General features: G+C 70.6%; 21 protein-coding genes. 17 read left to right on the forward strand and 4 right to left on the reverse strand.

The features are described from left to right. Nucleotides 1–14: 14 nt before the first annotated feature. The 3 genes from J7E89_RS35410 to J7E89_RS35420 are packed head-to-tail and all read right to left on the reverse strand — an operon-like array spanning nucleotide 15 to nucleotide 2,410. Nucleotides 15–1,241, reverse strand: coding sequence for a hypothetical protein (locus J7E89_RS35410; RefSeq protein ID WP_251061524.1), 1,227 nt, complete (start codon nucleotides 1,239–1,241; stop codon nucleotides 15–17). Nucleotides 1,242–1,251: 10 nt separating this feature from the next. Beyond that, complete coding sequence (locus J7E89_RS35415) at nucleotides 1,252–1,506, reverse strand: MoaD/ThiS family protein (RefSeq protein WP_214979827.1); 255 nt, start codon at nucleotides 1,504–1,506, stop codon at nucleotides 1,252–1,254. A 34-nt stretch (nucleotides 1,507–1,540) separates the two neighbouring features. Then, entirely contained in the window at nucleotides 1,541–2,410 is an 870-nt protein-coding gene (locus J7E89_RS35420) for an alpha/beta hydrolase (RefSeq protein WP_214979829.1), read from the reverse strand. Between the two features lie 222 nt (nucleotides 2,411–2,632). Between J7E89_RS35420 and J7E89_RS35425 the strand changes: the two genes are divergently transcribed. From J7E89_RS35425 to J7E89_RS35445, 5 genes are all read left to right on the forward strand, one after another. Further along, nucleotides 2,633–3,457, forward strand: coding sequence for a response regulator transcription factor (locus J7E89_RS35425; protein ID WP_214979831.1), 825 nt, complete (start codon nucleotides 2,633–2,635; stop codon nucleotides 3,455–3,457). A 24-nt stretch (nucleotides 3,458–3,481) separates the two neighbouring features. Further along, nucleotides 3,482–4,510, forward strand: a complete 1,029-nt coding sequence (locus J7E89_RS35430) for a LacI family DNA-binding transcriptional regulator (RefSeq protein WP_214979833.1) — start codon at nucleotides 3,482–3,484, stop codon at nucleotides 4,508–4,510. Nucleotides 4,511–4,599: 89 nt separating this feature from the next. After that, nucleotides 4,600–5,580 (forward strand): S1C family serine protease, encoded by a 981-nt coding sequence (locus J7E89_RS35435; protein ID WP_214979835.1) that lies wholly within the window; start codon nucleotides 4,600–4,602, stop codon nucleotides 5,578–5,580. A gap of 77 nt (nucleotides 5,581–5,657) precedes the next feature. Next, nucleotides 5,658–6,386 carry a response regulator transcription factor gene (locus J7E89_RS35440; RefSeq protein WP_214979837.1) on the forward strand — a complete coding sequence of 243 codons (729 nt, stop codon included), beginning with the start codon at nucleotides 5,658–5,660 and terminating at the stop codon, nucleotides 6,384–6,386. Between the two features lie 8 nt (nucleotides 6,387–6,394). Beyond that, nucleotides 6,395–7,813 (forward strand): cell wall metabolism sensor histidine kinase WalK, encoded by a 1,419-nt coding sequence (locus J7E89_RS35445; RefSeq protein WP_214979839.1) that lies wholly within the window; start codon nucleotides 6,395–6,397, stop codon nucleotides 7,811–7,813. A gap of 271 nt (nucleotides 7,814–8,084) precedes the next feature. Here the strand turns inward: J7E89_RS35445 and J7E89_RS35450 are convergent, their stop codons facing one another. Continuing rightward, nucleotides 8,085–9,929, reverse strand: a complete 1,845-nt coding sequence (locus J7E89_RS35450) for a bifunctional UDP-sugar hydrolase/5'-nucleotidase (RefSeq protein WP_214979842.1) — start codon at nucleotides 9,927–9,929, stop codon at nucleotides 8,085–8,087. 183 nt (nucleotides 9,930–10,112) lie between these two features. Here J7E89_RS35450 and J7E89_RS35455 point away from each other — a divergent pair, with 183 nt between their 5' ends. From J7E89_RS35455 to pstB, 12 genes are all read left to right on the forward strand, one after another. Next, nucleotides 10,113–10,367 carry a PDDEXK nuclease domain-containing protein gene (locus J7E89_RS35455; protein WP_214979851.1) on the forward strand — a complete coding sequence of 85 codons (255 nt, stop codon included), beginning with the start codon at nucleotides 10,113–10,115 and terminating at the stop codon, nucleotides 10,365–10,367. 58 nt (nucleotides 10,368–10,425) lie between these two features. Further along, nucleotides 10,426–11,352 (forward strand): mycothiol synthase, encoded by a 927-nt coding sequence (mshD, locus tag J7E89_RS35460; protein ID WP_214979853.1) that lies wholly within the window; start codon nucleotides 10,426–10,428, stop codon nucleotides 11,350–11,352. 104 nt (nucleotides 11,353–11,456) lie between these two features. Next, on the forward strand, nucleotides 11,457–11,843 hold the full coding sequence (locus tag J7E89_RS35465) for a GntR family transcriptional regulator (protein WP_214979855.1): 387 nt from the start codon (nucleotides 11,457–11,459) through the stop codon (nucleotides 11,841–11,843). Then, complete coding sequence (locus J7E89_RS35470) at nucleotides 11,840–12,733, forward strand: ABC transporter ATP-binding protein (protein ID WP_214979858.1); 894 nt, start codon at nucleotides 11,840–11,842, stop codon at nucleotides 12,731–12,733. Before J7E89_RS35465 ends, J7E89_RS35470 begins: the two co-directional genes overlap by 4 nt. Beyond that, nucleotides 12,730–13,680, forward strand: coding sequence for an ABC transporter permease (locus tag J7E89_RS35475; protein WP_214979859.1), 951 nt, complete (start codon nucleotides 12,730–12,732; stop codon nucleotides 13,678–13,680). Before J7E89_RS35470 ends, J7E89_RS35475 begins: the two co-directional genes overlap by 4 nt. Nucleotides 13,681–13,899: 219 nt before the next feature. Continuing rightward, nucleotides 13,900–16,131 carry an RNA degradosome polyphosphate kinase gene (locus J7E89_RS35480; protein WP_214979862.1) on the forward strand — a complete coding sequence of 744 codons (2,232 nt, stop codon included), beginning with the start codon at nucleotides 13,900–13,902 and terminating at the stop codon, nucleotides 16,129–16,131. Continuing rightward, complete coding sequence (locus J7E89_RS35485; protein WP_374196964.1) at nucleotides 16,097–17,212, forward strand: CHAD domain-containing protein; 1,116 nt, start codon at nucleotides 16,097–16,099, stop codon at nucleotides 17,210–17,212. Before J7E89_RS35480 ends, J7E89_RS35485 begins: the two co-directional genes overlap by 35 nt. Beyond that, entirely contained in the window at nucleotides 17,209–17,628 is a 420-nt protein-coding gene (locus J7E89_RS35490; protein ID WP_214979866.1) for an NUDIX hydrolase, read from the forward strand. Before J7E89_RS35485 ends, J7E89_RS35490 begins: the two co-directional genes overlap by 4 nt. A 396-nt stretch (nucleotides 17,629–18,024) precedes the next feature. Then, on the forward strand, nucleotides 18,025–19,161 hold the full coding sequence (gene pstS / locus J7E89_RS35495; RefSeq protein WP_214979868.1) for a phosphate ABC transporter substrate-binding protein PstS: 1,137 nt from the start codon (nucleotides 18,025–18,027) through the stop codon (nucleotides 19,159–19,161). 97 nt (nucleotides 19,162–19,258) lie between these two features. Then, entirely contained in the window at nucleotides 19,259–20,263 is a 1,005-nt protein-coding gene (gene pstC, locus J7E89_RS35500; RefSeq protein WP_214979870.1) for a phosphate ABC transporter permease subunit PstC, read from the forward strand. 17 nt (nucleotides 20,264–20,280) lie between these two features. Further along, complete coding sequence (pstA, locus tag J7E89_RS35505) at nucleotides 20,281–21,339, forward strand: phosphate ABC transporter permease PstA (protein ID WP_251061529.1); 1,059 nt, start codon at nucleotides 20,281–20,283, stop codon at nucleotides 21,337–21,339. Nucleotides 21,340–21,363: 24 nt separating this feature from the next. Beyond that, a complete protein-coding gene (pstB, locus tag J7E89_RS35510) occupies nucleotides 21,364–22,140 on the forward strand; it encodes a phosphate ABC transporter ATP-binding protein PstB (protein WP_214979874.1) in 777 nt (258 codons plus the stop codon). Nucleotides 22,141–22,413: the final 273 nt, after the last annotated feature.

Here is a 22,413-nt window from a genome sequence, read left to right on the forward strand (position 1 = left end):
GGTAACCACAGGCGTCAGGAGATGACCCGGCCGATCAGGTAGACGGCGGGTGCGGCGGCGGTCAGCGGCAGGGCCACTCCGGCCGTCATGTGGACGAACCGCGAGGGGTAGTCGTAGCTGGCCACGCGCAGGCCGATCAGCGCGCAGACCCCGGCCGCGAGCCCGAGCAGCGCGCCGTCCGCGCCCACGTTCGTCATCCCGCCGGCCGCGATCCCGGCGCCCGCCGCGGCGAGCAGCGCGACGATCACGGAGGCGACGCCGGGCAGCGGCAGCGCGCGGGCCAGTACGGCGACCGCGACGGCCACGCCGCCGACGGTCACGGCCTCGGAAGCCGCCGCGAGGTGACCTGCGGCCATTACGGCCAGAGCGGCCGAGGTGACGGTGGCCGTCAGGCCGTACATCCGCTCGTCGGCGGGGGCGCGGTTGCGCAGCTGGAGTACGAGCGTGAGCAGCACCCAGACGCCGAGCGTGCCGATGATCGCGGCGGGCGCGTGCTCGGCGTCGACGGCCAGCAGCGCGATGTCGGCGGTGACGCCGCCGAGGAAGGCGAGCGCGATGCCCTGCCTGGCGGGCCACATGCCGTTGAGCCGGAACCAGCCGGCGGCGGTGACGGCCTGGAGCAGCACGAGCGGCACCACGAGCGCGTACTGGCCGACGGCCGCGGCGCCGGCGAACAGCAGCGCGAGCACGGCGGTCAGGGCGGCGGGCTGCATGCCGGGCGCGATGACCGGCGACCGGCCCTCGGCGCGGGCGCGCTGGGCGTCGGTGATGCGGGCGTTGCCGCCGGTGGTGGGCGAGCTGTACGAGGCGGAGCCGGTGGCGGCGGGGTGGGGCGCGGGAGCCGCGGTGGCCGCGTGCGCGGGTTCGTACGCGGCCGCTGCGGGCGCGTACTCCTCCGGAGCGGGCCGGTACGCCTCCGGAGCGGGCTCGTACGCCGTCGGGGCGGCCGGGTACTGGGCGCCCGGGTACTGGGCCGCCGGGTACTGGGCGGACTGCCCGTGGGCCTCCGGCGGCAGCGGGTACGCGCCGTCCTGGGCCGACGCGTACGCCGCGTCGGCCGCGGCGCCGGACGGGGCGGGATCCTGCGGCCGGTACGGCTGCTGCACAGGCTGGAACTGCGTGTCCCAGGTCTGCGCCTCCCAGGTCTGGGTGAAGGGCTCCTGCGGGGACGGCGACGCCTGCTGACCCTCATGAGGGTCGTGTCCGTCGTACGACGACGGGTAGGGCTGCTGGTTGCTCATGGTGTGGGGGTCATCCTCCTGCGAACGGCGGGAGCACCTCGACCGTGCCGCCCTCGGCCAGCCGTACGGTCTCATGACCGCGGGTCCCGACGGGGTCGCCGTCGATGAGGAACGAGCACCGCTGGAGTACGCGCGTCAGCTCCCCGGGGTGCCGTTCGCGCACCGCGTCGAGCGCCTCGGCGAGCGTCCCGGCCGCGTACGGCTCCTCTGCGGTGCCGGCGGCGGCCTTGGCCGCGGCCCAGAAGCGGATGGTGCCTACTGCCATAGCGGCGGCTCCTTTCGTCGGGTTCCATGATGAGCTATGCCGCTGTCAGCCAGGCGCCGATGCGGGTGAGGAGTGTCTCCTCGGCCGCGTTCTCGGCGTGCCCCATGCCGGGCACGATCCACAGTTCGCTCCGGCTCGCCGCTGCGGCGAGTGCCCGCGGGTGGTCCAGCGGGAAGTACGGGTCGCGGTCGCCGTGCACGACCAGCAGCGGCGTCGGGCCCAGCCTGGCCGCCGCCTCGACCGGCGAGAGCGGCACCGGGTCCCAGTCCCGGGCGTGGATCCGGGTACGCAGCCCGAAGCGCCCGACGAGGCGCCCGGCGGGCCGGGTGATCACCCAGTGCAGCCGTCGCATCGGCGCCGTGCCCCGGTAGTACCAGCGGGCGGGGGCGCTGACCGCCACCACGGCGTCGGCGCGCGCGGACACGTGCCCCGCCGGGTGCGCTTCCGTGCGCCCCTCATGCGGGGAATCGGTTCCGTCCCGGTACAGCGCCGCGTGTCTGACGACCACCGAGCCGCCCATCGAGAAGCCGACGGTGACCACCCGCTCGTACCCCAGCGAGCGTGCCCAGCGGACCACCGCCGCCACGTCGAGGACCTCGCGGTCACCGACCGTGGAGCGGCCTCCTGAGCCGCCGTGTCCACGGAATGAGAACGTGATCACGGCTGCGTACTGCCTGAACACCCGCGCCGCCCGCCGCACCGCGGGGCGGTCCACCGAGCCCGTGAAACCGTGCGCGACGACGATCGCCAGAGAGTCGTTACCGCCGTCCCCGCCGCCTTGCGACGGCTCGTACAGCGCCTCGATCCGGACCCCGTCGTCCGCACGCAAAACCGTGCGCCGGGAGCCGTGCGTGATCGAGGGAACACGCGATCTGCGGACTTGACCCTCCGGTACGGGACTCATGTGGGCTATTCTGCTGGGCATAGGACCTGGGCAACGTTGCCCCCGGGTCCTTTTGTGTTTTCTGACCGTTGTTACGGACAGATGACGCGGTGAGGTCCCAGGGCGCGGGGCCGAACCGTACGAAAGCAGGTGCCGCATACGTCCTCGCAGGGACCGAGGAGGAACCGACGTAATGGGCAAGCGAAACGTGCACGACCGGACGACCCGGGCAGGTGGCCGACGATGAGTTCTCTGCTGCTCCTGACCAATGCCCTTCAGCCGTCGACGGAGGTGCTTCCTGCCCTCGGCCTGCTGCTGCACAGTGTGCGGGTGGCCCCCGCCGAGGGCCCGGCCCTCGTCGACACCCCAGGTGCCGACGTCATCCTGATCGACGGCCGCCGTGACCTTCCGCAGGTCAGGTCGCTGTGCCAGCTGCTGCGGTCCACCGGACCCGGCTGTCCGCTGATACTCGTCGTCACGGAGGGCGGCCTCGCGGCCGTCACCGCCGACTGGGGCATCGACGACGTACTGCTCGACACGGCAGGTCCGGCCGAGGTCGAGGCGCGGCTGCGCCTCGCGACGGGCCGCCAGCAGATCACCTCGGACGACAGCCCGATGGAGATCCGCAGCGGCGACCTGTCGGTCGACGAGGCGACGTACAGCGCGAAGCTCAAGGGGCGGGTCCTGGACCTGACCTTCAAGGAGTTCGAGCTGCTGAAGTATCTGGCGCAGCACCCCGGCCGGGTCTTCACGCGCGCCCAGCTCCTTCAGGAGGTGTGGGGCTACGACTACTTCGGCGGTACACGGACGGTCGATGTGCACGTACGGCGGCTGCGCGCGAAGCTCGGCCCGGAGCACGAGTCGCTCATCGGAACCGTACGCAATGTGGGCTACCGCTTCGTGACGCCGGAGAAGGTCGAGCGGGCGGCCGCGGCCGAGGAAGCCAGGGCCGCCAAAGCCGCGCAGAATGCGACGCCTGCGGCCGTCACCCATACGGCGGACAGGGACCCCGACGGCTCAGAGGCGGCCCGGCGGGAGGAAGAGGCAGTACGGCCTGCCCAGCGGTAGGTCACCACGCGTAGACTGCCGCGCGTGGCCAAGGTGACGCGGGACGATGTGGCACGACTGGCGGGTACTTCGACCGCGGTCGTCAGTTACGTCATCAACAACGGACCCCGGCCGGTCGCCCCGGCCACGCGCGAGCGTGTCCTCGCCGCGATCAAGGAGCTCGGCTACCGGCCGGACCGGGTCGCGCAGGCCATGGCGTCCCGCCGCACCGACCTCATAGGCATGATCGTCCCCGATGCGCGGCAGCCCTTCTTCGCCGAGATGGCGCACGCGGTCGAACAGGCCGCCGCCGACCGCGGGAAGATGGTCCTCGTCGGCAATTCCGACTACCGCGACGAGCGCGAGGTCCACTATCTGCGGGCCTTCCTCGGTATGCGGGTCTCCGGCCTCATCCTGGTCAGCCAGGGCCCGAGCGAGTGGGCGGCCGCCGAGATCGAGGCCTGGGACGCCCGGGTGGTGCTGCTGCACGAGCGGCCGGAGACGATCGACGACGTGGCGGTCGTCACGGACAACATCGGCGGCGCGCAGCTCGCGACCCGCCACCTCCTGGAGCACGGTCATCCGTACGTCGCCTGTCTGGGCGGCATGGAGTCGACGCCGATGGTGGGCGACCCGGTGGCCGACCACGTGGTGGGCTGGCGCCGGGCGATGCGGGAGTCGGGGCGCTCGACCGACGGCCGGCTCTTCCACGCTCCGTACAACAGGTACGACGCCTACAAGGTGGCCCTGGGGCTGCTCGCGGGACCGGACCGGCCGCCGGCGATCTTCTGCTCCACGGACGACCAGGCGATCGGCGTGCTGCGGGCCGCGCGTGAGCTGCGTATCGACGTACCGGGCGAGCTGGCGGTCGCGGCGTTCGACGACGTGAAGGAAGCGGCGCTCACCGATCCGCCGCTGACGACGGTGTACTCCGACCGGCCGGCGATGGCGCGGGCGGCGGTGGACCTGGTGCTGGACGACTCGCTGCGGGTGGCGGGGTCGCGGCGCGAGCGGCTGAAGCAGTTCCCCTCGGCGCTGGTGGTACGCCGCTCCTGCGGCTGCCCGGCGACGTAACCCCTCTTTATTTGGGGCATACGCGCTTCTGTCGGGCTTCTCAGCGGCTCCTCAGACGGTTCTCACAATCGCTGGCCAAGCTCTGAGGCATGACCCAGTACCCCGAGCACGAGCAGCAGCCCTCCTCTTACTCGTACGGTGCCGCATATCCGCCGCCACCCGCGTACGCACCTCCGGTGGCCGCACCCCCGCGGGCCCGGCGGCCGGTCGCCCTCCTCGCCGCGGTCGCCATCGTCTCGGCCATGATCGGCGGCGGAACGGCGGCCTTCGCGGAGCGCCTCACCGGCACGGAGCCCGCCCCCGGCGGCAACGGCGTCAGCGGTACGAACGTCTCGCAGAGCAGCAAGGGCACCGTCTCCGGGGTCGCGCGGGCCGTGAGCCCCAGCATCGTGGAGATCAGCGCCACGTCCGCCTCCGGCGACTCCACCGGCTCGGGGGTGATCATCACCGCCGAAGGCGAGATCATCACGAACAACCACGTCGTGTCCGGCGCCGACTCCGTCAAGGTCAAGCTGAGTGACGGCAAGACGTACACCGCCGATGTCGTCGGCACCGACCCCGGCAAGGACCTCGCGCTGATCAAAGTCCAGGGCGCGAGCGGCCTGAAGGCGGCGACGCTCGGGAGTTCCGACAACGTCAAGGTCGGCGACCAGGTGGTGGCGATCGGCTCGCCGGAGGGCCTGACCGGGACCGTGACCAGCGGAATCGTCTCCGCGCTTGACCGGGACGTGACCGTGTCGAAGGACGAGAACCCGGGCCAGGAGCAGCAGGGCCAGGGCGGGGACAGCGGGCAGTGGCCGTTCGAGTTCGGCGGGCAGCAGTTCAACGGCGACACCGGCTCCTCGAAGACGACGTACAAGGCGATCCAGACCGACGCGTCGCTCAACCCCGGCAACTCGGGCGGCGCCCTCATCAACATGAACGGCGAGATCATCGGCATCAACTCCGCGATGTACGCACCGAGCGGAGCCGACGGCTCCACGGCGGGCAGCGTCGGTCTCGGCTTCGCCATCCCCGTCGACACCGTCAAGGCCGACCTGGAGCAGCTCCGCGCCGGGGACACCGGCTGACATCCGTACCGTGCGAGGCTGAAGGCGACGTACGCCACCCTGCGGCGACCGAGCCCGAGGAATCCCGAGGAATCCCGATGAACGCCCCCGCCGAGCGCATCCTGATCGTCGACGACGAGCCCGCCGTGCGCGAAGCGCTTCAGCGCAGTCTCGCCTTCGAGGGGTACGGGACGGAGGTCGCCGTCGACGGCATCGACGCGCTCGCGAAGGCGGCGTCGTACGACCCGGACCTGATCATCCTCGACATCCAGATGCCCCGCATGGACGGCCTGACGGCGGCCCGCCGCATCCGCTCGTCCGGCGACACCCTTCCCATCCTGATGCTCACCGCCCGCGACACGGTCGGCGACCGCGTGACCGGGCTCGACGCGGGCGCCGACGACTACTTGGTGAAGCCGTTCGAGCTGGACGAGCTGTTCGCCCGCATCAGGGCGCTGCTGCGACGCAGTTCGTACGCCGCAGGGGCAGCGGTCGGCGGGGAGGCACCCGGCGGGACCGGCCAGGTCCTGTCCTTCGCCGACCTGCGGATGGATCTGGCGACGCGCGAGGTGATGCGGGGCGGGCGGCCGGTGGAGCTGACCCGTACCGAGTTCACGCTGCTTGAGATGTTCCTCGCGCACCCGCGCCAGGTGCTGACGCGCGAGCAGATCCTCAAGGCGGTGTGGGGCTTCGACTTCGAGCCCAGCTCGAACTCCCTCGACGTGTACGTCATGTACCTGCGCCGCAAGACGGAGGCCGGCGGCGAGCCGCGCCTGGTGCACACGGTGCGGGGTGTCGGGTACGCGCTGCGGGGCGGTGAGGCGTGAGCGGTGCGATGCGCAGATTCCGGGCGCTGCCGCTGCGTTCCCGGCTGGCGCTGCTGACGGCGACGGCGGTGGCGATCGCGGTGGCGGCGGTGGCGGCGGCGTGCTGGCTCGTGACACGCGTGCAGCTGCAGAAACAGCTGGACGACTCGCTGCAAAGCGTCGAGGTCGGCGCCGGGTACGTGCAGACGCTGCGGCTGTCCTGCGCGGGCAGCGACGCCGCCGTGACGGCGCCCCAGACGTACACCATCCAGCTCGTGATGGCCTCCGGCGAGCCCTGCACCTCCCCCGGTGTCTCGCCGATCCCCGCGCAGCCCGCCGACACCGCCGTAGCCTCCGGCGAGCGGGAGGACGCACTGCACACGACGGAGGCGGCCGACGGCAGGGAGATGCGGGTCTACACCTACCTGTTCAGGGACGCCCGGCAGAATCTGATCCCCGGCCCGCCGTTCGCGGTCTCCGTGGCCCGGCCCATGAGCGAGGTCGACGATCCGCTGAGCTCCCTCGCCTGGGTCCTCCTCACACTGTCCGGCATCGGGGTGCTGGGGGCGGGCGCCACCGGACTGTGGGTGGCCCGTGCCGGACTGCGCCCGGTGGACAAGCTGACCGACACCGTCGAACACGTCGCGCGTACGGAGGACCTGACCGTACGCATCCCGGTCGAGGGCGAGGACGAGATCGCCCGCCTGTCGCGCTCCTTCAACGCGATGACCAGTGCCCTGGCCTCCTCCCGCGACCGCCAGGCGCAGCTGATCGCCGACGCGGGCCACGAGCTTCGCACCCCGCTGACGTCGCTGCGTACGAACGTCGAGCTCCTCGCCCGCAGCGACGAGACGGGCCGGGCGATCCCACCCGACGACCGAGCCGCGCTGATGGCGTCCGTCAAGGCCCAGATGACGGAACTGGCAGCCCTCATCGGAGACTTGCAGGAGCTCGCCCGTCCCGACACGGCCGACCAGGGCAGGCCGCTGCGGGTGGTCGCGCTGCACGAGATCGCGGCCGCCGCTCTGGAGCGGGCCCGGTTGCGCGGCCCGGAGCTGACGATCAACGCCGACCTCTCCCCCTGGTACGTACGGGCGGAGCCGGCCGCGCTGGAGCGGGCGCTGGTCAACGTCCTCGACAACGCGGTGAAGTTCAGCCCGCCGGGCGGCACGGTCGCCGTGGCCCTGAACAGCCACGGCGAACTGACGGTGCGCGACCACGGCCCCGGCATCCCGGACGGCGAACTCCCGCACGTCTTCGAACGCTTCTGGCGCTCCCCGTCCGCCCGCGCCCTCCCCGGCTCCGGCCTCGGCCTCTCCATCGTGGCCCGCACAATCCAGCAGGCGGGCGGCACGGTAACCCTGCGCCGCCCGAGGGACGGCGCCCCCGGCACGGAGGCCCTGATCCGCCTCCCGGGCGCACCGACACCGCCCCCGGACACGGCGTAACGCGGGTGTCCTGCGGAGCTTTCCCCTACCCGCCCCTTCCCGTAACTGAGGGCAAGCCCCCAGGCCCCCGGACGCCCTGCGGGCGTGTCCTCAAACGCCGGACGGGCTGAAAGGTTGCCGCAACGCGGCATTTTCAGCCCTCCGGCATTTGAGGAGCGGGGTCTGGGGCAGCGCCACAGTCCGGGATAGGGCGGGTAGGGGAAAAGCGCAGCACAGCGGGACGGCACTCCGCTCGGGTGCCGTCCCGCGGTGGGCCACTGGGCCGCGCTGTCTACTTAACGACCGTGATGCGGTCGGCGGCCGGGGGCGCGATCGGCGCGGCCGCGCTGGAGTTCTTCGCCAGATAGGCGTTGAAGACGTCCAGGTCGGACGCGCCGACCAGCTTGTTCTTGTGCTCCTTGAAGACCGGGAAGCCGTCGCCGCCACCCGCCAGGAACTCGTTCATCGCGACGCGGTACGTCTTCGCCAGGTCGAGCGCGACACCGTTCAGCTTCACTGACGCCACGTCGATCCGCGCCGCGCCCGCCTTCGTCATGTCGAGGGTGTACGTGAAGCCCTTCGACACCTGGAGGATCTTCGGCGAGGCCTCGTTGCCGCCGCTGACCTGCTGCTGGAGTGCGGTGATCAGCTGGGCGCCGGTCAGGTCGACGACGTTCATCATGTTGGTGAACGGCTGGACGGTGAACGCCTCGCCGTACGTCACCACGCCGTCACCCTCACTGCCGCTCGCCTTGAACACGAGGTCGGAGCGGATCCCGCCCGGGTTCATGAGGGCGATCTGCGCACCGCCCTTGTCGGCCGGGGCCATGCCCTCCAGCTGCGCGTCCGCGATCAGGTCGCCGAGCGGCCTCTCGGGGGCCGTCGATCCGCGCCCGTTGATGTCGGCGGCGATGAAGCCCTGCGGCTTGCTCGCGATGGGGGCGGCCAGCGCGTTCCAGCGGCCGATGAGCGAGGTCATGTCCGGGGCCCAGATCTTGGCCTGCTCCTGGTCGCGGACGACGATGTGGTTCGCGCTCTTGACGCCCGTACGCACGATGTCCTTGGTGCGGCGGTCGTAGGTGAGCGTGGTGTCCGTGTAGAGCTTGCCGTACGACGACGCCGACGTGACCATGCGCGGCTTGCCCGCCGGGTCCGGGACCGTGCAGACGTACGCCTGGTGGGTGTGCCCGGTGACCAGCGCGTCGACCTTCGGGGTGATGCCCTTGGCGATGTCGACGATCGGGCCCGAGATACCGTCACCGGCGCCCGGCGAGTCGCAGTCGTAGTTGTACGAGGAGGAGGCCGGCGAGCCGCCCTCGTGGATGAGCGCGACGATCGACTTGACGCCCTGGCGGTCGAGTTCCCTGGCGTACTTGTTGACCGTCTCGATCTCGTCGTGGAACTTGAGGCCCTTGATGCCGTTGGCGTTGACGATCTCCGGCGTGCCTTCGAGCGTCACGCCGATGAAGCCGATCTTGACGCCGTCCTTCTTCCACACCGTGTACGGCTTGAGGACCGGCTTGCCGGTCTTCTCCTTGGTGACGTTCGCGGCGAGGTACGGGAAGTCCGCGCCCTCGAACTCCTTGCCCTTCTCGAAGCAGCCCTCGACCGGGTGGCAGCCACCGTTCTGAATGCGGGCCAGCTCGGTGGCGCCCTCGTCGAACTCGTGGTTGCCGACCGCGGACACGTCGAGGTCGAGCTTGTTCAGCGCCTCGATCGTCGGCTCGTCGTGGAAGAGCCCGGACACGAGCGGGCTGGCGCCGATCATGTCGCCGCCGGCCGCGGTGACGGAGTACCGCTCCCCCTGGCGCGCCTTGCGCAGCGAGGTCGCCAGGTGCTCGACGCCACCGGCCGGAACCGCCTTCGTGGTCCCGTCGGCCTGCGTCTCATTGACCGTGCCGGCCGAGCCCGCCGGGGGCTCCAGGTTCCCGTGCAGGTCGTTGAAGGACAGCAGCTGTACGTCCACGGTCCGCGAGGACTTCGACGTGTGCTGCCCGTCGCCTGCCTCGGCGCCTTCCTCCGCCCCGGAGGCCGGCATCGCGGCGACGAGAGCACCGAGGGTGGCGAGTCCTGCCGCGGACGCGAGTATGCGCCGGGTCGCTCGGTGCTTGCGGGTGGTACGAGGGTTCGCTGACATCGGTCCCCTTGTGAGTTCAGCGTGACGGACGAACCGCAGCCTAAAGTCAACGCGCGTAGCGCAACAGGGGGTGACGGGTTACAAGCTGGTTGCCTTCGGCGGTACGTCAGCCAATGGGTGCTCTGTCACTCGTACGGCGGTCCTTGCTCGTAACTGAGCGCGACGGCAGGGCAGATCACGAAGATGACCGCCGCCGGTTGTGTGGTCGCCGACGACTTGGTCCGCGACAAGGCCGTCGACGGCCCCACCCCCGGCATCCTCATCGCGGAGAGCCGCGACCGCTCAGTGGTCGAGTACGCCATGCGCGGGTACAACCATCCGCTGGCCGTCAGCACCTACGCCGGGCTGGCGGACCAGGTGCGCGAGCTGATGCCCAGCGCCGAAGACCTCTCCCGCATCGCGGACGAGGTGCTGCACAAAGACCAGTCAGCCGAATGACGGGGACCGGATCCGTGCGGCAACCCTGTTCGGTCATCGCCGCCGTACGCTCGTACTCATGACGACTGACCCCACGGCACCCGGCTCCCTCAGGAAGATCCAGACCCTCGACGCGCTCGACGAGAAGCAGGCCCAGGAAGTCCTGGGGCTCCTCGACGAGGCCGCCCGCGTGGACGGCATGCAGGCCGTCTCCGAGCAGGGCCGGCTTCAGTTGCGTGGCGGACACCGGGAAGGGATCCGGCACTTCCTGCTGTACGTCGGCGACGGGCCCCTCCTCGGATACGCGCAGCTGGAGGACACCGACCCCGTCGAGGCACCGGCCGCCGAGCTCGTCGTACACCCCTCGCATCGCGGTCACGGACATGGCCGGACGCTCGGGACGACTGTTCTTGACGCGTCGGGCAAGCGGCTGCGGGTCTGGGCGCACGGCGGAAAGTCGGCGGCGCGGCACCTCGCGCAGGTCCTCGGGCTCACCCTCTTCCGCGAACTGCGCCAGATGCGGCGCCCGTTGAGCCCGCTGGACATCCCCGAGCCGGTCTACCCCGCCGGGGTGAGCCTGCGGACCTTCGTGCCGGGGCAGGACGACGCGGCGTGGCTGGCGGTGAACGCGGCCGCGTTCGCCCACCACCCCGAGCAGGGCGGCATCACACAGCGCGACCTGGACGACCGCAAGGCCGAGCCGTGGTTCGACCCCAAGGGGTTCTTCCTGGCGGAGCGCGCGGGTGAACTCATCGGCTTCCACTGGACGAAGACCCACGCCGAGGAGCAGCTCGGCGAGGTGTACGTCATCGGCATCCGCCCCGACGCCCAGGGCGGCGGCCTCGGCAAGGCCCTGACCGCGACGGGCCTGCGGTACCTGGCGGCGCAGGGGCTGCCGACCGCGATGCTGTACGTCGACGCGGACAACACGGCGGCGGTGACGGTGTACGAGCGGCTCGGCTTCACCACGCACGAGACGGACTTGATGTACCGAACCGAGTCGTAGCCAACAACCCTGGTCAACAGGGAAGGGGGCGGCGTCTGTTGACACCGCCCCCTTCCTTGCACCACCATTCCACTACTTAACTAGTGAAAGGGTGGTGCCACAACGTGGTCGAGTTCCGCATCGACCGGCGCACCGGCGTCGCCACCTACGTCCAGATCGTGCAGCAGACCAAACACGCCCTCCGCCTGGGCCTCCTGGAGCCCGGCGACAAACTCCCGACGGCCCGCGAGGTCGTCGAGGCAACCGCGATCAACCCGAACACCGTGCTCAAGGCCTACCGCGAGCTGGAACGCGAGGGGCTGGTCGAGGCGCGGCGGGGACTGGGCACGTTCGTCACCCGCTCCCTCGGGGGCGGGCAGGCCACCGCCGACACTCCGCTGCGCGCCGAGCTCACCGAGTGGGTCGCGCGAGCCCGCGAGGCCGGGCTGGAAAGGGACGACATGGCCGCGCTCTTCACTTCCGTACTGGACACCATGGGGGACGACGCATGACACCGGCGATCGAGGCGACCGGCCTCGGCAAGACCTACGGCAGGCGGCGCGGCGGCGGCTGGGCCCTGCGCGAGTGTTCCTTCCGGGTGCCCACGGGGCGTATCTGCGCACTCGTCGGACCCAACGGCGCCGGCAAGTCGACGCTCCTGGCCCACGCGGCCGGCCTCCTGCGCCCCACCGAAGGCACGGTACGAACCCTCGGCGCCTCCCCGGCCGAGGCGCGCTCCCGGACGGCTTACATCGCCCAGGACAAGCCACTGCTGCCGCAGTTGAGCGTCCAGGACACCCTGCGCATGGGCCGCGAGCTCAACCCCGGGTGCTGGGACGCGGCGGCGGCGGACCGGATCGTACGGGAGGGAAATCTGGCCCCGCACGCCCGCGTCCGCAGCCTCTCCGGCGGCCAGCGCACCCGCCTCGCGCTCGCCCTCGCCTTCGGCAAGCGGCCGGAGCTGATGCTGCTGGACGAGCCGATGGCCGACCTGGACCCGCTGGCCCGCCACCAGCTGATGGGCGCCCTCATGGCGGAGTCCGCCGAGCACGGCACGACCATCGTGATGTCCTCGCACGTCCTCGCCGAACTGGAGGGCTCCTGCGACTACTTGCTGCTCGTCGACGGCGGCCGGGTCCGGCTCGGCGGCGAGACGGAGGACATCCTCGCGGCGCACACCCTGCTCACCGGCCCGGTACGGGACCTGGCCCCCCACACCGTCGTCGAGTCCCGTACGACCGGCCGTCAGCTCACGGCGCTCGTGCGGCGCGAGGGCCCGGTCCGCGACGACTGGCAGACCATGGAACCGTCCCTGGAGGAACTGTTGCTCGCCCACCTCCGCTCCCCCGGAGCGCCCGCCCTGCTGACCCCCAGCGCCGCAGGAGCGGGGGCGGGCGAATGAGCGCGATCGCACTGCGCGGCCCGGCCTGGGTCACGGTCCGACAGCACCGCCGCCCGCTGTGGGTGGCCCTCGCCCTGCTCGTACTGTCCGCCGGGACCGTCGTCGCACTGCGCGTCTGGACGGCGTCCCGGCAGGCAAAATGCCCGGACGGTGACATCACCGTCTGCGGCGACGACATCGTCCAGTACAGCGATGCCCAAAGCACCAGCCTCTGGGCCATGGAGTACGGCGCGGTGGGAATGCTGCTGATCGCGCTGCTCGTCGCGGTGTTCGTGGCGGGGCCGATGGTCGCACGCGACCTGGAGAGCGGCACGTACAAGATGCTGTGGACGCAGTCGATGACGCCCCGCCGCTGGCTCACGGCGAAGCTCGCCGTGCCCGCGATCGTGGTGCTCGTCGGCGTGGCCGTGCTGACGGTCGTCTACCGCTGGGGCTGGATGTACCTGGCGAAGGAGAAACACATCCACAGCTGGTACGAGCCGCACGTGTACCTGGCGATCGGCCCGGTCTCCGTCGCGTACGCCCTGCTCGCCGTGGCCGTCGGCGCGCTGGTCGGGCTGCTGGTGCGCCGCACTGTGCCCGCCATGGCCGTCACCGCGCTCGTCACCGGCGCCGTCATGGTGATGCTGGCCAACGCGCGGAGCGGGTTCTGGACCACCAGAACGATCAGCGGGCCCAATATGAACATGCTGGGCACCCCCGAAGGCGCCTTTCCCGTCGCGGAGTGGATGACCAACGCCGAGGGAGGGCGCATCTCCGGCGCGCAGTGCTGGAACGACACCGACATCAATCAGTGCTACGTCCACCACGGCATCACCGGCTTCCGCGAGTACCACCCCGCCTCGCACTTCTGGCCACTGCAGCTCGTGGAGACCGGCATCGTGCTGGCCCTGGCGGCCCTGCTGACGGCCGCCGCCTTCTACGTACTGCGCCGCCGGAGCGCCTGACCCGGGGAGGGCGGACGGCCGCCGGGGCCCCGGGAAACGCATCCCGGCGGCCCCGGCGGCGCATCCTGCACGTCATGTCTCCGTTACCGCGTATTCAGACACGCTTGCGACCCTCGCGGAATGCAGCCCGCTGTGCCACCCTCCCCTAACGGGAGAGCCTCCCGCACATCACCCCTTCTCGGCGCGCCCGGCACCCCCCTGGCGCGGAACAATGGGGTCATGAGCCAGCAGCCGAGCGCCGATGTCCCTGTCCAGCATGCTCAGCCGTCCGTCGGGTCCATCGCCGCGCACCGCCCGCACACCCTGGCGAGCTCCCCGGTGACCAATCTGGATCCCGACATCGACGCCGATCTGGACGTGTACGTAGAGGATGCCGAGGCTGACACAGAGCTGCCGCAGGGCCGTTTCCTCGACCGCGAGCGCAGCTGGCTGGCCTTCAACGAGCGGGTGCTCGAACTCGCCGAGGACCCCGCCACACCCCTCCTCGAACGAGCGAACTTCCTCGCGATCTTCGCCTCGAACCTGGACGAGTTCTTCATGGTCCGGGTGGCCGGTCTGAAGCGCCGTATCGCGACTGGTGTCGCCACCCGGTCCGCGTCCGGCCTCCAGCCCCGCGAGGTCCTGGAGCTGATCTGGACCCGCTCGCGCGAGCTCATGGCCCGGCACGCCGCCTGCTACCAGCAGGACATCGCTCCGGCCCTCGCCGACGAAGGCGTCCACCTGATCCGCTGGCCCGAGCTGACCGAGAAGGAGCAGGCACGCCTCTTCACGCTCTTCCGCCAGCAGATCTTCCCGGTTCTGACCCCACTCGCCGTCGACCCCGCGCACCCCTTCCCGTACATCTCGGGTCTCTCCCTCAACCTGGCCGTGGTCGTACGCAACCCGGTCAGCGGCCACCGCCACTTCGCGCGCGTCAAGGTGCCGCCGCTGCTGTCCCGCTTCCTGGAGGCCTCGCCGCAGCGGTACGTACCCCTTGAGGACGTCATCGCCGCGCACCTCGAAGAGCTCTTCCCGGGGATGGAGGTCCTCGCGCACCACATGTTCCGGGTCACGCGCAACGAGGACCTCGAAGTCGAGGAGGACGACACCGAGAACCTCCTCCAGGCGCTGGAGAAGGAGCTCATGCGGCGCCGCTTCGGCCCGCCGGTGCGGCTGGAGGTGGAGGAGTCGATCGACCCGTACGTCCTCGACCTCCTCGTGCGCGAGCTGAAGATGTCGGACGCCGAGGTGTACCCGCTGCCCGGCCCGCTGGACCTGACCGGCCTGTTCGGGATCGCGGCGCTGGACCGGCCGGAGCTGAAGTTCCCGAAGTACATTGTGGGCACGCACCGCGAGCTCGCCGAGGTCGAGTCGGCGTCCGCGCCCGACGTCTTCGCCGCGCTGCGCGAGCGCGACGTACTCCTGCACCACCCGTACGACTCCTTCTCGACGTCCGTGCAGGCGTTCCTGGAGCAGGCGGCGGCCGACCCGGACGTCCTCGCGATCAAGCAGACGCTGTACCGGACGTCGGGCGACTCGCCGATAGTGGACGCGCTGATCGACGCCGCCGAATCCGGCAAGCAGGTCCTCGTACTCGTCGAGATCAAGGCCCGCTTCGACGAGCAGGCCAACATCAAGTGGGCGCGCAAGCTGGAGGAGTCCGGCTGCCACGTCGTATACGGCCTGGTGGGCCTCAAGACCCACTGCAAGCTGTCGCTGGTGGTCCGCCAGGAGGGCGACCAGCTGGTCCGCTACTCGCACGTCGGTACGGGCAACTACCACCCCAAGACGGCCCGGCTCTACGAGGACCTCGGGCTGCTGACCGCCAACCCGCAGGTCGGCGCGGACCTCTCCGACCTCTTCAACCGGCTGTCCGGCTACTCGCGCCGTGAGACCTACCGCCGGCTGCTCGTGGCCCCGAAGTCCCTGCGTGACGGCCTGATAGCCCGTATCAACAAAGAGGCCGCGAACCACCAGGCGGGCCGTCCGGCGTACGTCCGCTTCAAGGTCAACTCGATGGTCGACGAAGCGATCATCGACGCGTGCTACCGGGCGGCGAAGGTGGGCGTGCCGGTCGACATCTGGGTGCGCGGCATCTGCGCGATACGCCCCGGAGTCGCCGGCCTCTCCGAGAACGTCCGGGTCCGCTCGATACTGGGCCGCTTCCTCGAACACTCGCGGATCTTCGCCTTCGGCAACGGCGGCGAGCCCGAAGTCTGGTTCGGCAGCGCCGACATGATGCACCGCAACCTCGACCGCCGCATCGAGGCACTGGTCCGGGTCACCGACCCGGCCCACCGTGCGTCCCTGACCCGGCTGCTGGAAACCGGAATGTCCGATTCAACAGCTTCCTGGCACCTCGGCCCCGACGGCAACTGGACGCGGCACGCGACGGACGCCGAGGGCCAGCCACTGCGGCATGTACAGGAACTGCTCATTGACGCCCGGAGGCGCCGGCGTGCGAAACCGTGACACCGCATCCCGAACCCGCCCCCAGCCCCGGCCGGACACGCGCCCCGACTCGGCCCCGGCCTTCCCGCCTGCGGGGGGTGGGCCGGACGTCCTGTCCCGGGAGCTCCTGGCGCCGTACCTCCACGCCCGGGCCGCCGACTTCCTGCGCAGCCTGCGCCTGCACCGCGAGAGTGGCCAGGACCCGCAGGGCGCGGCGGACGCGGCCCGGGCGGCCCATGCGCTGCGCGGCTCGGCGCGCCGGATCAGCGGGACGCTGCATACGTTCCGGCCCCTGACCGACACCGGCTGGGCGGACACCCTGCGCGCCGAGCTGGCCTGGCTCTCCGGCACTCTGGCCCGCGAGCACGCCTACGCCGCCCGCCTGAACCGGCTGCTGGAGGCGCTGAACCGGCTCTCGGGCAGCGGCGCCGGCGCGGGCCCGGCCACCGTCCCCGCGGCGCGCGGTCGCGGGGCGGAGCCGACGGGTGCGCTGACCGTGGGGGCCGCGCGGGCCGGGGCGCTGCTGGAGCGGCAGCTGACGCTGGCCAGGACGCGGGCACACTCGGCGGCGCTTCAGGCGCTGGGTTCCTCACGGTTCCACGCGGTCGCCGACGCCGTGGCCTTACTGGCCTCGGACGTGCCGCTCGGCCCTGCCGCCGCCGCGCCCGCCGCCGAAGTGCTGGCGCCGCTGGCGAGCGGTGCCGAGCAGCGGCTCAAGGAAGCGGTGGCCGCACTGCCGCTGGGGCGCGCCTCGCACCCGTACAACGCCGAGGCACTCGTCCACGGCCTCGCCCCGGCGCCCGGCGGCGAGACGCAGGACGCCCCCTGGCACCACGTACGCCTGCTCCTGCGCCTGCACCGTTACGCGCAGGAGGTCGTCGCCGCCCCCGCCGACACGCTCCCGGCGGCGCAGGCCCTGGACCGGCACCGGGACGCGGCCGAGGCGGCCACCGCGGCGGCTTCGGCGGCCCGTACCCCGCGCATCGCCCCGGCGACGGCGTACGCCCTGGGCGTCCTGCACGCCGACCAGCGGCACGAGGTCGAGGCGGCGCGCTTCTCCTTCCAGCAGGTATGGCAGCCGGAGGCGGCGGCAACACCATGACCGATCCCGCAGAGACAGTGCTCGCCGCCGGCTGCGTGCTGTGGCGCCGGTCGCCGTTCGACGGCGGCCTGGAGATCTGCCTGGTCCACCGCCCCAAATACGACGACTGGTCGCATCCCAAGGGCAAGCTCAAACGCGGCGAGGACCCACTGGCGGGCGCGCTGCGGGAGGTCCTGGAGGAGACGGGCCACCACTGCACGCCGGGCGCGGCCCTGCCCACGATGCGGTACGTCGCGAACGGCCGCCCGAAGCAGGTCCGGTACTGGACGGCGGAGGCGGCGGGGGGCGCGTTCACCCCGGGCGACGAGGTGGACCGGATCCTCTGGCTCTCCCCCACGGCGGCCAGAAACCGCCTGACGCAACCCCGCGACCGCGACCTGGTGACCGCCCTCCTGGACTCCCTCCACCACGCCTGACGCACCCGGACGCGAAATCCAGCCCCTCCGGCGCTTGAGGAGCGGGGTGTCGGGCAGCCCCACAAGCCGCGCAGCGGGCAGACCACCGCGTTTCGGACACCCCCCACACGGGGAGCATCCCGGCGGCCACCAACCGCACGCCCCAGCCCCCCCTCGCACCGCACCCCCATCGCCAGCCGCGAGGCGCCACCGCACACCACACCGTTCGGCACGGTTCACCTCCCGTTCACTCTCCCCCGTCGGCGGCTTCACCTGTTCTGCCTAATTTCGGACGTACACAGTGCGAGGCACATCGCAGGATGACCGCCCCGCTGGGTAGCTGGAACCCGAGAACACCAACCTCTTCGCACGCCGCCACCACCCAGGCCCGGCGGCTCCTGGAAGGAACCCCCGAAAGTGAAGCTTCAGCGCAAGAACCGGCTTCGCGCCACCGCGCTCGGCGCCCTCGCCGTCTCCGGCGCCCTGGTCCTCACGGCGTGCGGCTCCGACGACAACACCGGTTCGACCGGTGGCTCCGGCGAGAAGACCAACGCCGCCAGCAACATCAAGTGCGACGACGCGAAGGGCCAGCTCCTCGCAGCCGGCTCGACGGCCCAGAAGAACGCCATGGACCTCTGGGTCAAGAACTTCCAGGCCGCCTGCGCGGGCACAGAGGTCAACTACCAGGCCATCGGCTCCGGTGGCGGTATCACCAAGTTCAACCAGGGCCAGGTCGCCTTCGCCGGCTCAGACTCGGCGCTGAAGCCCGAAGAGGTCGCCGAGTCGAAGAAGATCTGCAAGGGCGGCCAGGGCATCAACCTGCCGATGGTCGGCGGTCCGGTCGCCATCGGCTACAACCTGGAGGGCGTCGACGACCTCGTTCTCGACGCCAAGACGCTCGCGCAGATCTTCGACTCGGAGATCAAGAAGTGGAACGACCCGGCGATCGCCAAGCTCAACCCGGACGCCAAGCTCCCGGGCACCACGATCCAGGCCTTCCACCGCTCGGACGAGTCCGGTACGACCCAGAACCTGGGCAAGTACCTCAACACGGCCGCACCGGGTGACTGGAAGTACGACCCGAAGTCGAAGTCGTGGCCGGCCAAGGGTGGCCAGGCCGCCAACGGCTCCTCCGGCGTCGTCTCCAACGTCAAGGACACCGACGGTGCGATCGGTTACTTCGAGCTGTCCTACGCGACCGCCAACGACCTGAACACCGTCAAGATCAACACCGGTGCCGCCGCCCCGGTCGAGGCCACCACGGAGAACGCCTCCAAGGCCATCGCCGCCGCCAAGGTCACCGGCACGGGCAAGGACATGGCCCTTTCCCTCGACTACGCCACCAAGGCCGAGGGTGCCTACCCGATCACTCTGGTGACGTACGAGATCGCCTGCGACAAGGGCAACAAGGCGGAGACCCTGCCCGCCCTGAAGGCCTTCCTGAACTACGCCGTCAGCGAGGAGGGCCAGAAGGTCCTCGCGGACGCCGACTACGCGCCGCTCCCGACCGAGATCGCGGCCAAGGTCCGCGAAATCGTCCCCACCCTTTCCTGACCCCGGCCGCGGCCGGCCCCACCAACCGGGGCCGGCCGCGCCTTCCGGTGCACCGCCGCCAGGAGCCCTCACCGGCTCCGCAGACCGGAGAAAACCGATGGATATAGCAACCGAACCCACCTCGTCCTCACCACCACCCCCGCCCGGCCACGGCACCACGCTCGCCTCCAAGGGCAGCAGCCACGCCGGTGACCGGGTTTTCGTCGCCCTGTCCCGGGGGTCCGGAATCACGCTCCTGGTGATCATGGCCGCGATCGCGGCCTTCCTCGCCTACCGCACCGGCCTCGCTGTCTCGAAGGACGACGCCAACTTCCTGACCACCTCCGAGTGGAACCCAGCGGGCAGCCCGCCAGTGTTCGGCATCGCCGTCCTCCTCTTCGGTACGGTCGTCAGCTCGATCATCGCGATGGCCATCGCCGTGCCGATCGCCATCGGCATCGCGCTGTTCATCTCGCACTACGCGCCGCGCAAGCTGGCCACCCCGCTCGCGTACACCGTCGACCTGCTGGCCGCCGTGCCGAGCATCATCTACGGCCTCTGGGGCGCCGTCTTCCTGGTCCCGTACCTGGACGGCCTCAACAAGTGGCTCGACGAGTACCTCGGCTGGACGTACATCTTCGACAAGACGAGCGACGGCGTCGCCCGCAACCTCTTCACGGTCGGCATCCTGCTGGCGATCATGATCCTGCCGATCGTCACCAACGTCACCCGTGAGGTCTTCCTCCAGTCGCCGAAGATGCACGAGGAAGCCGCCCTGGCTCTCGGTGCCACGCGCTGGGAAGTCATGCGGATGTCCGTCCTCCCCTTCGGCCGCTCGGGCATCATCAGCGCCTCGATGCTGGGCCTGGGCCGCGCCCTCGGCGAGACGATGGCCGTCGCCGTCGTGCTCTCCCCGAGCTTCATCATTTCCGGCCGGCTGCTCGACCCGGGCGGCGGCACCTTCGCGCAGAACATCGCCGCGAAGTTCAACGAGGCGGACGAGTTCGGCCGCGACGCCCTGATCGCCTCCGGTCTCGTGCTCTTCGTCATCACGCTGCTGGTCAACGGCGCGGCTCGCTGGATCATCGGCCGCCGCAAGGAGTACTCGGGGGCCAACGCATGAACCAGACAAGCCAGGTAATGGACAAGCCCCCGGTCTCCCCCTCTCTGCACGCGTCGCTCGCGCACGCCCGCCTCCCCCGCTGGGCTCCCGCCGCCATCGCCGTCGGGTCCGTCGCGGCCGGCATCGGTATCGGCCTCGTCGCCGGCTGGCACAGCCGTGTGCAGTGGGGCATGATCGCCGCCCTGATCTTCGTACTGGCCACCTTCTCCATCACCACCAAGGTGGAGGGCAGCCGCCAGGGCAAGGACCGGGTCGCGACCAGCATCGTCTGGGTCTGCTTCATCCTCGCCCTCGTCCCGCTGCTCTCGCTGGCCTGGGTCACGATCTCCAAGGGCGTCAAGGTCCTCGACGGGTACTTCCTCAGCCACTCGATGAGCGGCCTGCTCGACACCGACGAGGGCGGCGGTATCTACCACGCCCTGCTCGGCACCGTGGAGCAGGTCGGTATCGCGACCCTGATCGCCGCTCCGATAGGCCTCCTCACCGCGGTCTATCTGGTCGAGTACGGGCGCGGGAAGCTGGCGAAGACCGTCACCTTCTTCGTTGACGTCATGACGGGCATCCCGTCGATCGTCGCGGGTCTGTTCATCCTCGCCACCTGGAATCTGATGCTGGGCTTCGGGCCCTCCGGATTCGCCGGTGCGCTTGCCCTCTCGATCCTGATGATGCCGGTGGTCGTCCGCTCCACCGAGGAGATGCTCAAGCTCGTCCCGAACGAGCTGCGCGAGGCCTCTCTCGCCCTCGGTGTGCCCAAGTGGCGGACTATCCTCAAGGTGGTGCTGCCGACCGCGATCGGCGGAATCACCACCGGCGTCATGCTCGCGGTGGCCCGTATCACGGGTGAGACCGCCCCGGTTCTGTTGCTTGTCTTCGGTACGAAGCTGATCAACCCGAACCCCTTCGAAGGCGCCCAGTCCTCGCTTCCGCTGTACGTGTACGAGCAGTACATCGTCGGCACCGAAGCGTCGGTCGACCGGGCCTGGGGCGCAGCGCTCGTCCTGATCGCCTTCGTCATGATCCTCAACCTGGTGGCCCGCGGCATCGCCCGCTGGAAGGCCCCGAGCACCGGCCGCTAAGGCCAACGGAAAGCAGTGATTCAGATGGCCAAGCGAATCGACATCAGCGGCCTGTCGGCCTACTACGGCACCCACAAGGCGATCGACGACATCTCGATGACCGTCGAGCCCCGCTCGGTGACGGCTTTCATCGGCCCGTCCGGCTGCGGCAAGTCCACCTTCCTGCGCACCCTCAACCGCATGCACGAGGTCACGCCGGGCGGCCGCGTGGAAGGCAAGGTCCTCCTGGACGACGAGAACCTCTACGGCAAGGACGTCGACCCGGTCGCCGTACGCCGTACGGTCGGCATGGTCTTCCAGCGCCCGAACCCCTTCCCCACCATGTCGATCTTCGACAACGTGGCGGCGGGCCTGCGCCTCAACCACTCGTACAAGAAGAACAAGCTGGCCGAGGTGGTGGAAAAGTCCCTCCGCGGCGCCAACCTCTGGAACGAGGTCAAGGACCGCCTGAACAAGCCCGGCTCCGGCCTCTCCGGCGGCCAGCAGCAGCGCCTGTGCATCGCCCGCGCGATCGCGGTGGAGCCGCAGGTTCTCCTCATGGACGAGCCGTGCTCGGCCCTGGACCCGATCTCCACCCTCGCCATCGAGGACCTGATCGGTGAGCTGAAGGAGCGCTTCACGATCGTCATCGTGACGCACAACATGCAGCAGGCGGCGCGCGTCTCGGACCGTACGGCGTTCTTCAACCTCGCGGCGATCGGCCAGCCCGGCAGGCTGATCGAGATAGACGACACCGAGCGGATCTTCTCCAACCCGTCCGTCCAGGCAACGGAGGACTACATCTCCGGCCGCTTCGGCTAGAAGCCGGCCGCCACCCCTGTCCTGCGGTGCTGCATGGCGGTGCCACCGCAAGGCAATGGGCCCGTCCTCCTGGTGAGGGCGGGCCCACCCACGTTCGGGCCCTGTTCCGGGGTCGGGCATCACCGGCACTGGCTCCACCAGCTTCAACCTCACCAACCCGGTGGCGCCACGGGCTCTGCGAACTTCGGCCACCGGATCAGCGGCTGACCGTACTTCCACACACGCGCGTATGACCGCGCCCCGCCGGATTCGATCCGGCGGGGCGCGGTCATA

Origin of the sequence: Streptomyces sp. ISL-100, assembly GCF_018614615.1 — a bacterium.
In the GTDB taxonomy this organism is placed as follows: Bacteria; Actinomycetota; Actinomycetes; order Streptomycetales; family Streptomycetaceae; genus Streptomyces.

Coding starts and splice junctions, on each gene's coding strand:
- J7E89_RS35410 (WP_251061524.1), bottom strand. CDS start 1,241: ATGAGCAACCAGCAGCCCTACCCGTCGTCGTACGACGGACACGACCCT.
- J7E89_RS35415 (WP_214979827.1), bottom strand. CDS start 1,506: ATGGCAGTAGGCACCATCCGCTTCTGGGCCGCGGCCAAGGCCGCCGCC.
- J7E89_RS35420 (WP_214979829.1), bottom strand. CDS start 2,410: ATGAGTCCCGTACCGGAGGGTCAAGTCCGCAGATCGCGTGTTCCCTCG.
- J7E89_RS35425 (WP_214979831.1), top strand. CDS start 2,633: ATGAGTTCTCTGCTGCTCCTGACCAATGCCCTTCAGCCGTCGACGGAG.
- J7E89_RS35435 (WP_214979835.1), top strand. CDS start 4,600: ATGACCCAGTACCCCGAGCACGAGCAGCAGCCCTCCTCTTACTCGTAC.
- J7E89_RS35440 (WP_214979837.1), top strand. CDS start 5,658: ATGAACGCCCCCGCCGAGCGCATCCTGATCGTCGACGACGAGCCCGCC.
- J7E89_RS35445 (WP_214979839.1), top strand. CDS start 6,395: ATGCGCAGATTCCGGGCGCTGCCGCTGCGTTCCCGGCTGGCGCTGCTG.
- J7E89_RS35450 (WP_214979842.1), bottom strand. CDS start 9,929: ATGTCAGCGAACCCTCGTACCACCCGCAAGCACCGAGCGACCCGGCGC.
- J7E89_RS35455 (WP_214979851.1), top strand. CDS start 10,113: ATGACCGCCGCCGGTTGTGTGGTCGCCGACGACTTGGTCCGCGACAAG.
- mshD (WP_214979853.1), top strand. CDS start 10,426: ATGACGACTGACCCCACGGCACCCGGCTCCCTCAGGAAGATCCAGACC.
- J7E89_RS35470 (WP_214979858.1), top strand. CDS start 11,840: ATGACACCGGCGATCGAGGCGACCGGCCTCGGCAAGACCTACGGCAGG.
- J7E89_RS35475 (WP_214979859.1), top strand. CDS start 12,730: ATGAGCGCGATCGCACTGCGCGGCCCGGCCTGGGTCACGGTCCGACAG.
- J7E89_RS35480 (WP_214979862.1), top strand. CDS start 13,900: ATGAGCCAGCAGCCGAGCGCCGATGTCCCTGTCCAGCATGCTCAGCCG.
- J7E89_RS35490 (WP_214979866.1), top strand. CDS start 17,209: ATGACCGATCCCGCAGAGACAGTGCTCGCCGCCGGCTGCGTGCTGTGG.
- pstC (WP_214979870.1), top strand. CDS start 19,259: ATGGATATAGCAACCGAACCCACCTCGTCCTCACCACCACCCCCGCCC.
- pstA (WP_251061529.1), top strand. CDS start 20,281: ATGGACAAGCCCCCGGTCTCCCCCTCTCTGCACGCGTCGCTCGCGCAC.
- pstB (WP_214979874.1), top strand. CDS start 21,364: ATGGCCAAGCGAATCGACATCAGCGGCCTGTCGGCCTACTACGGCACC.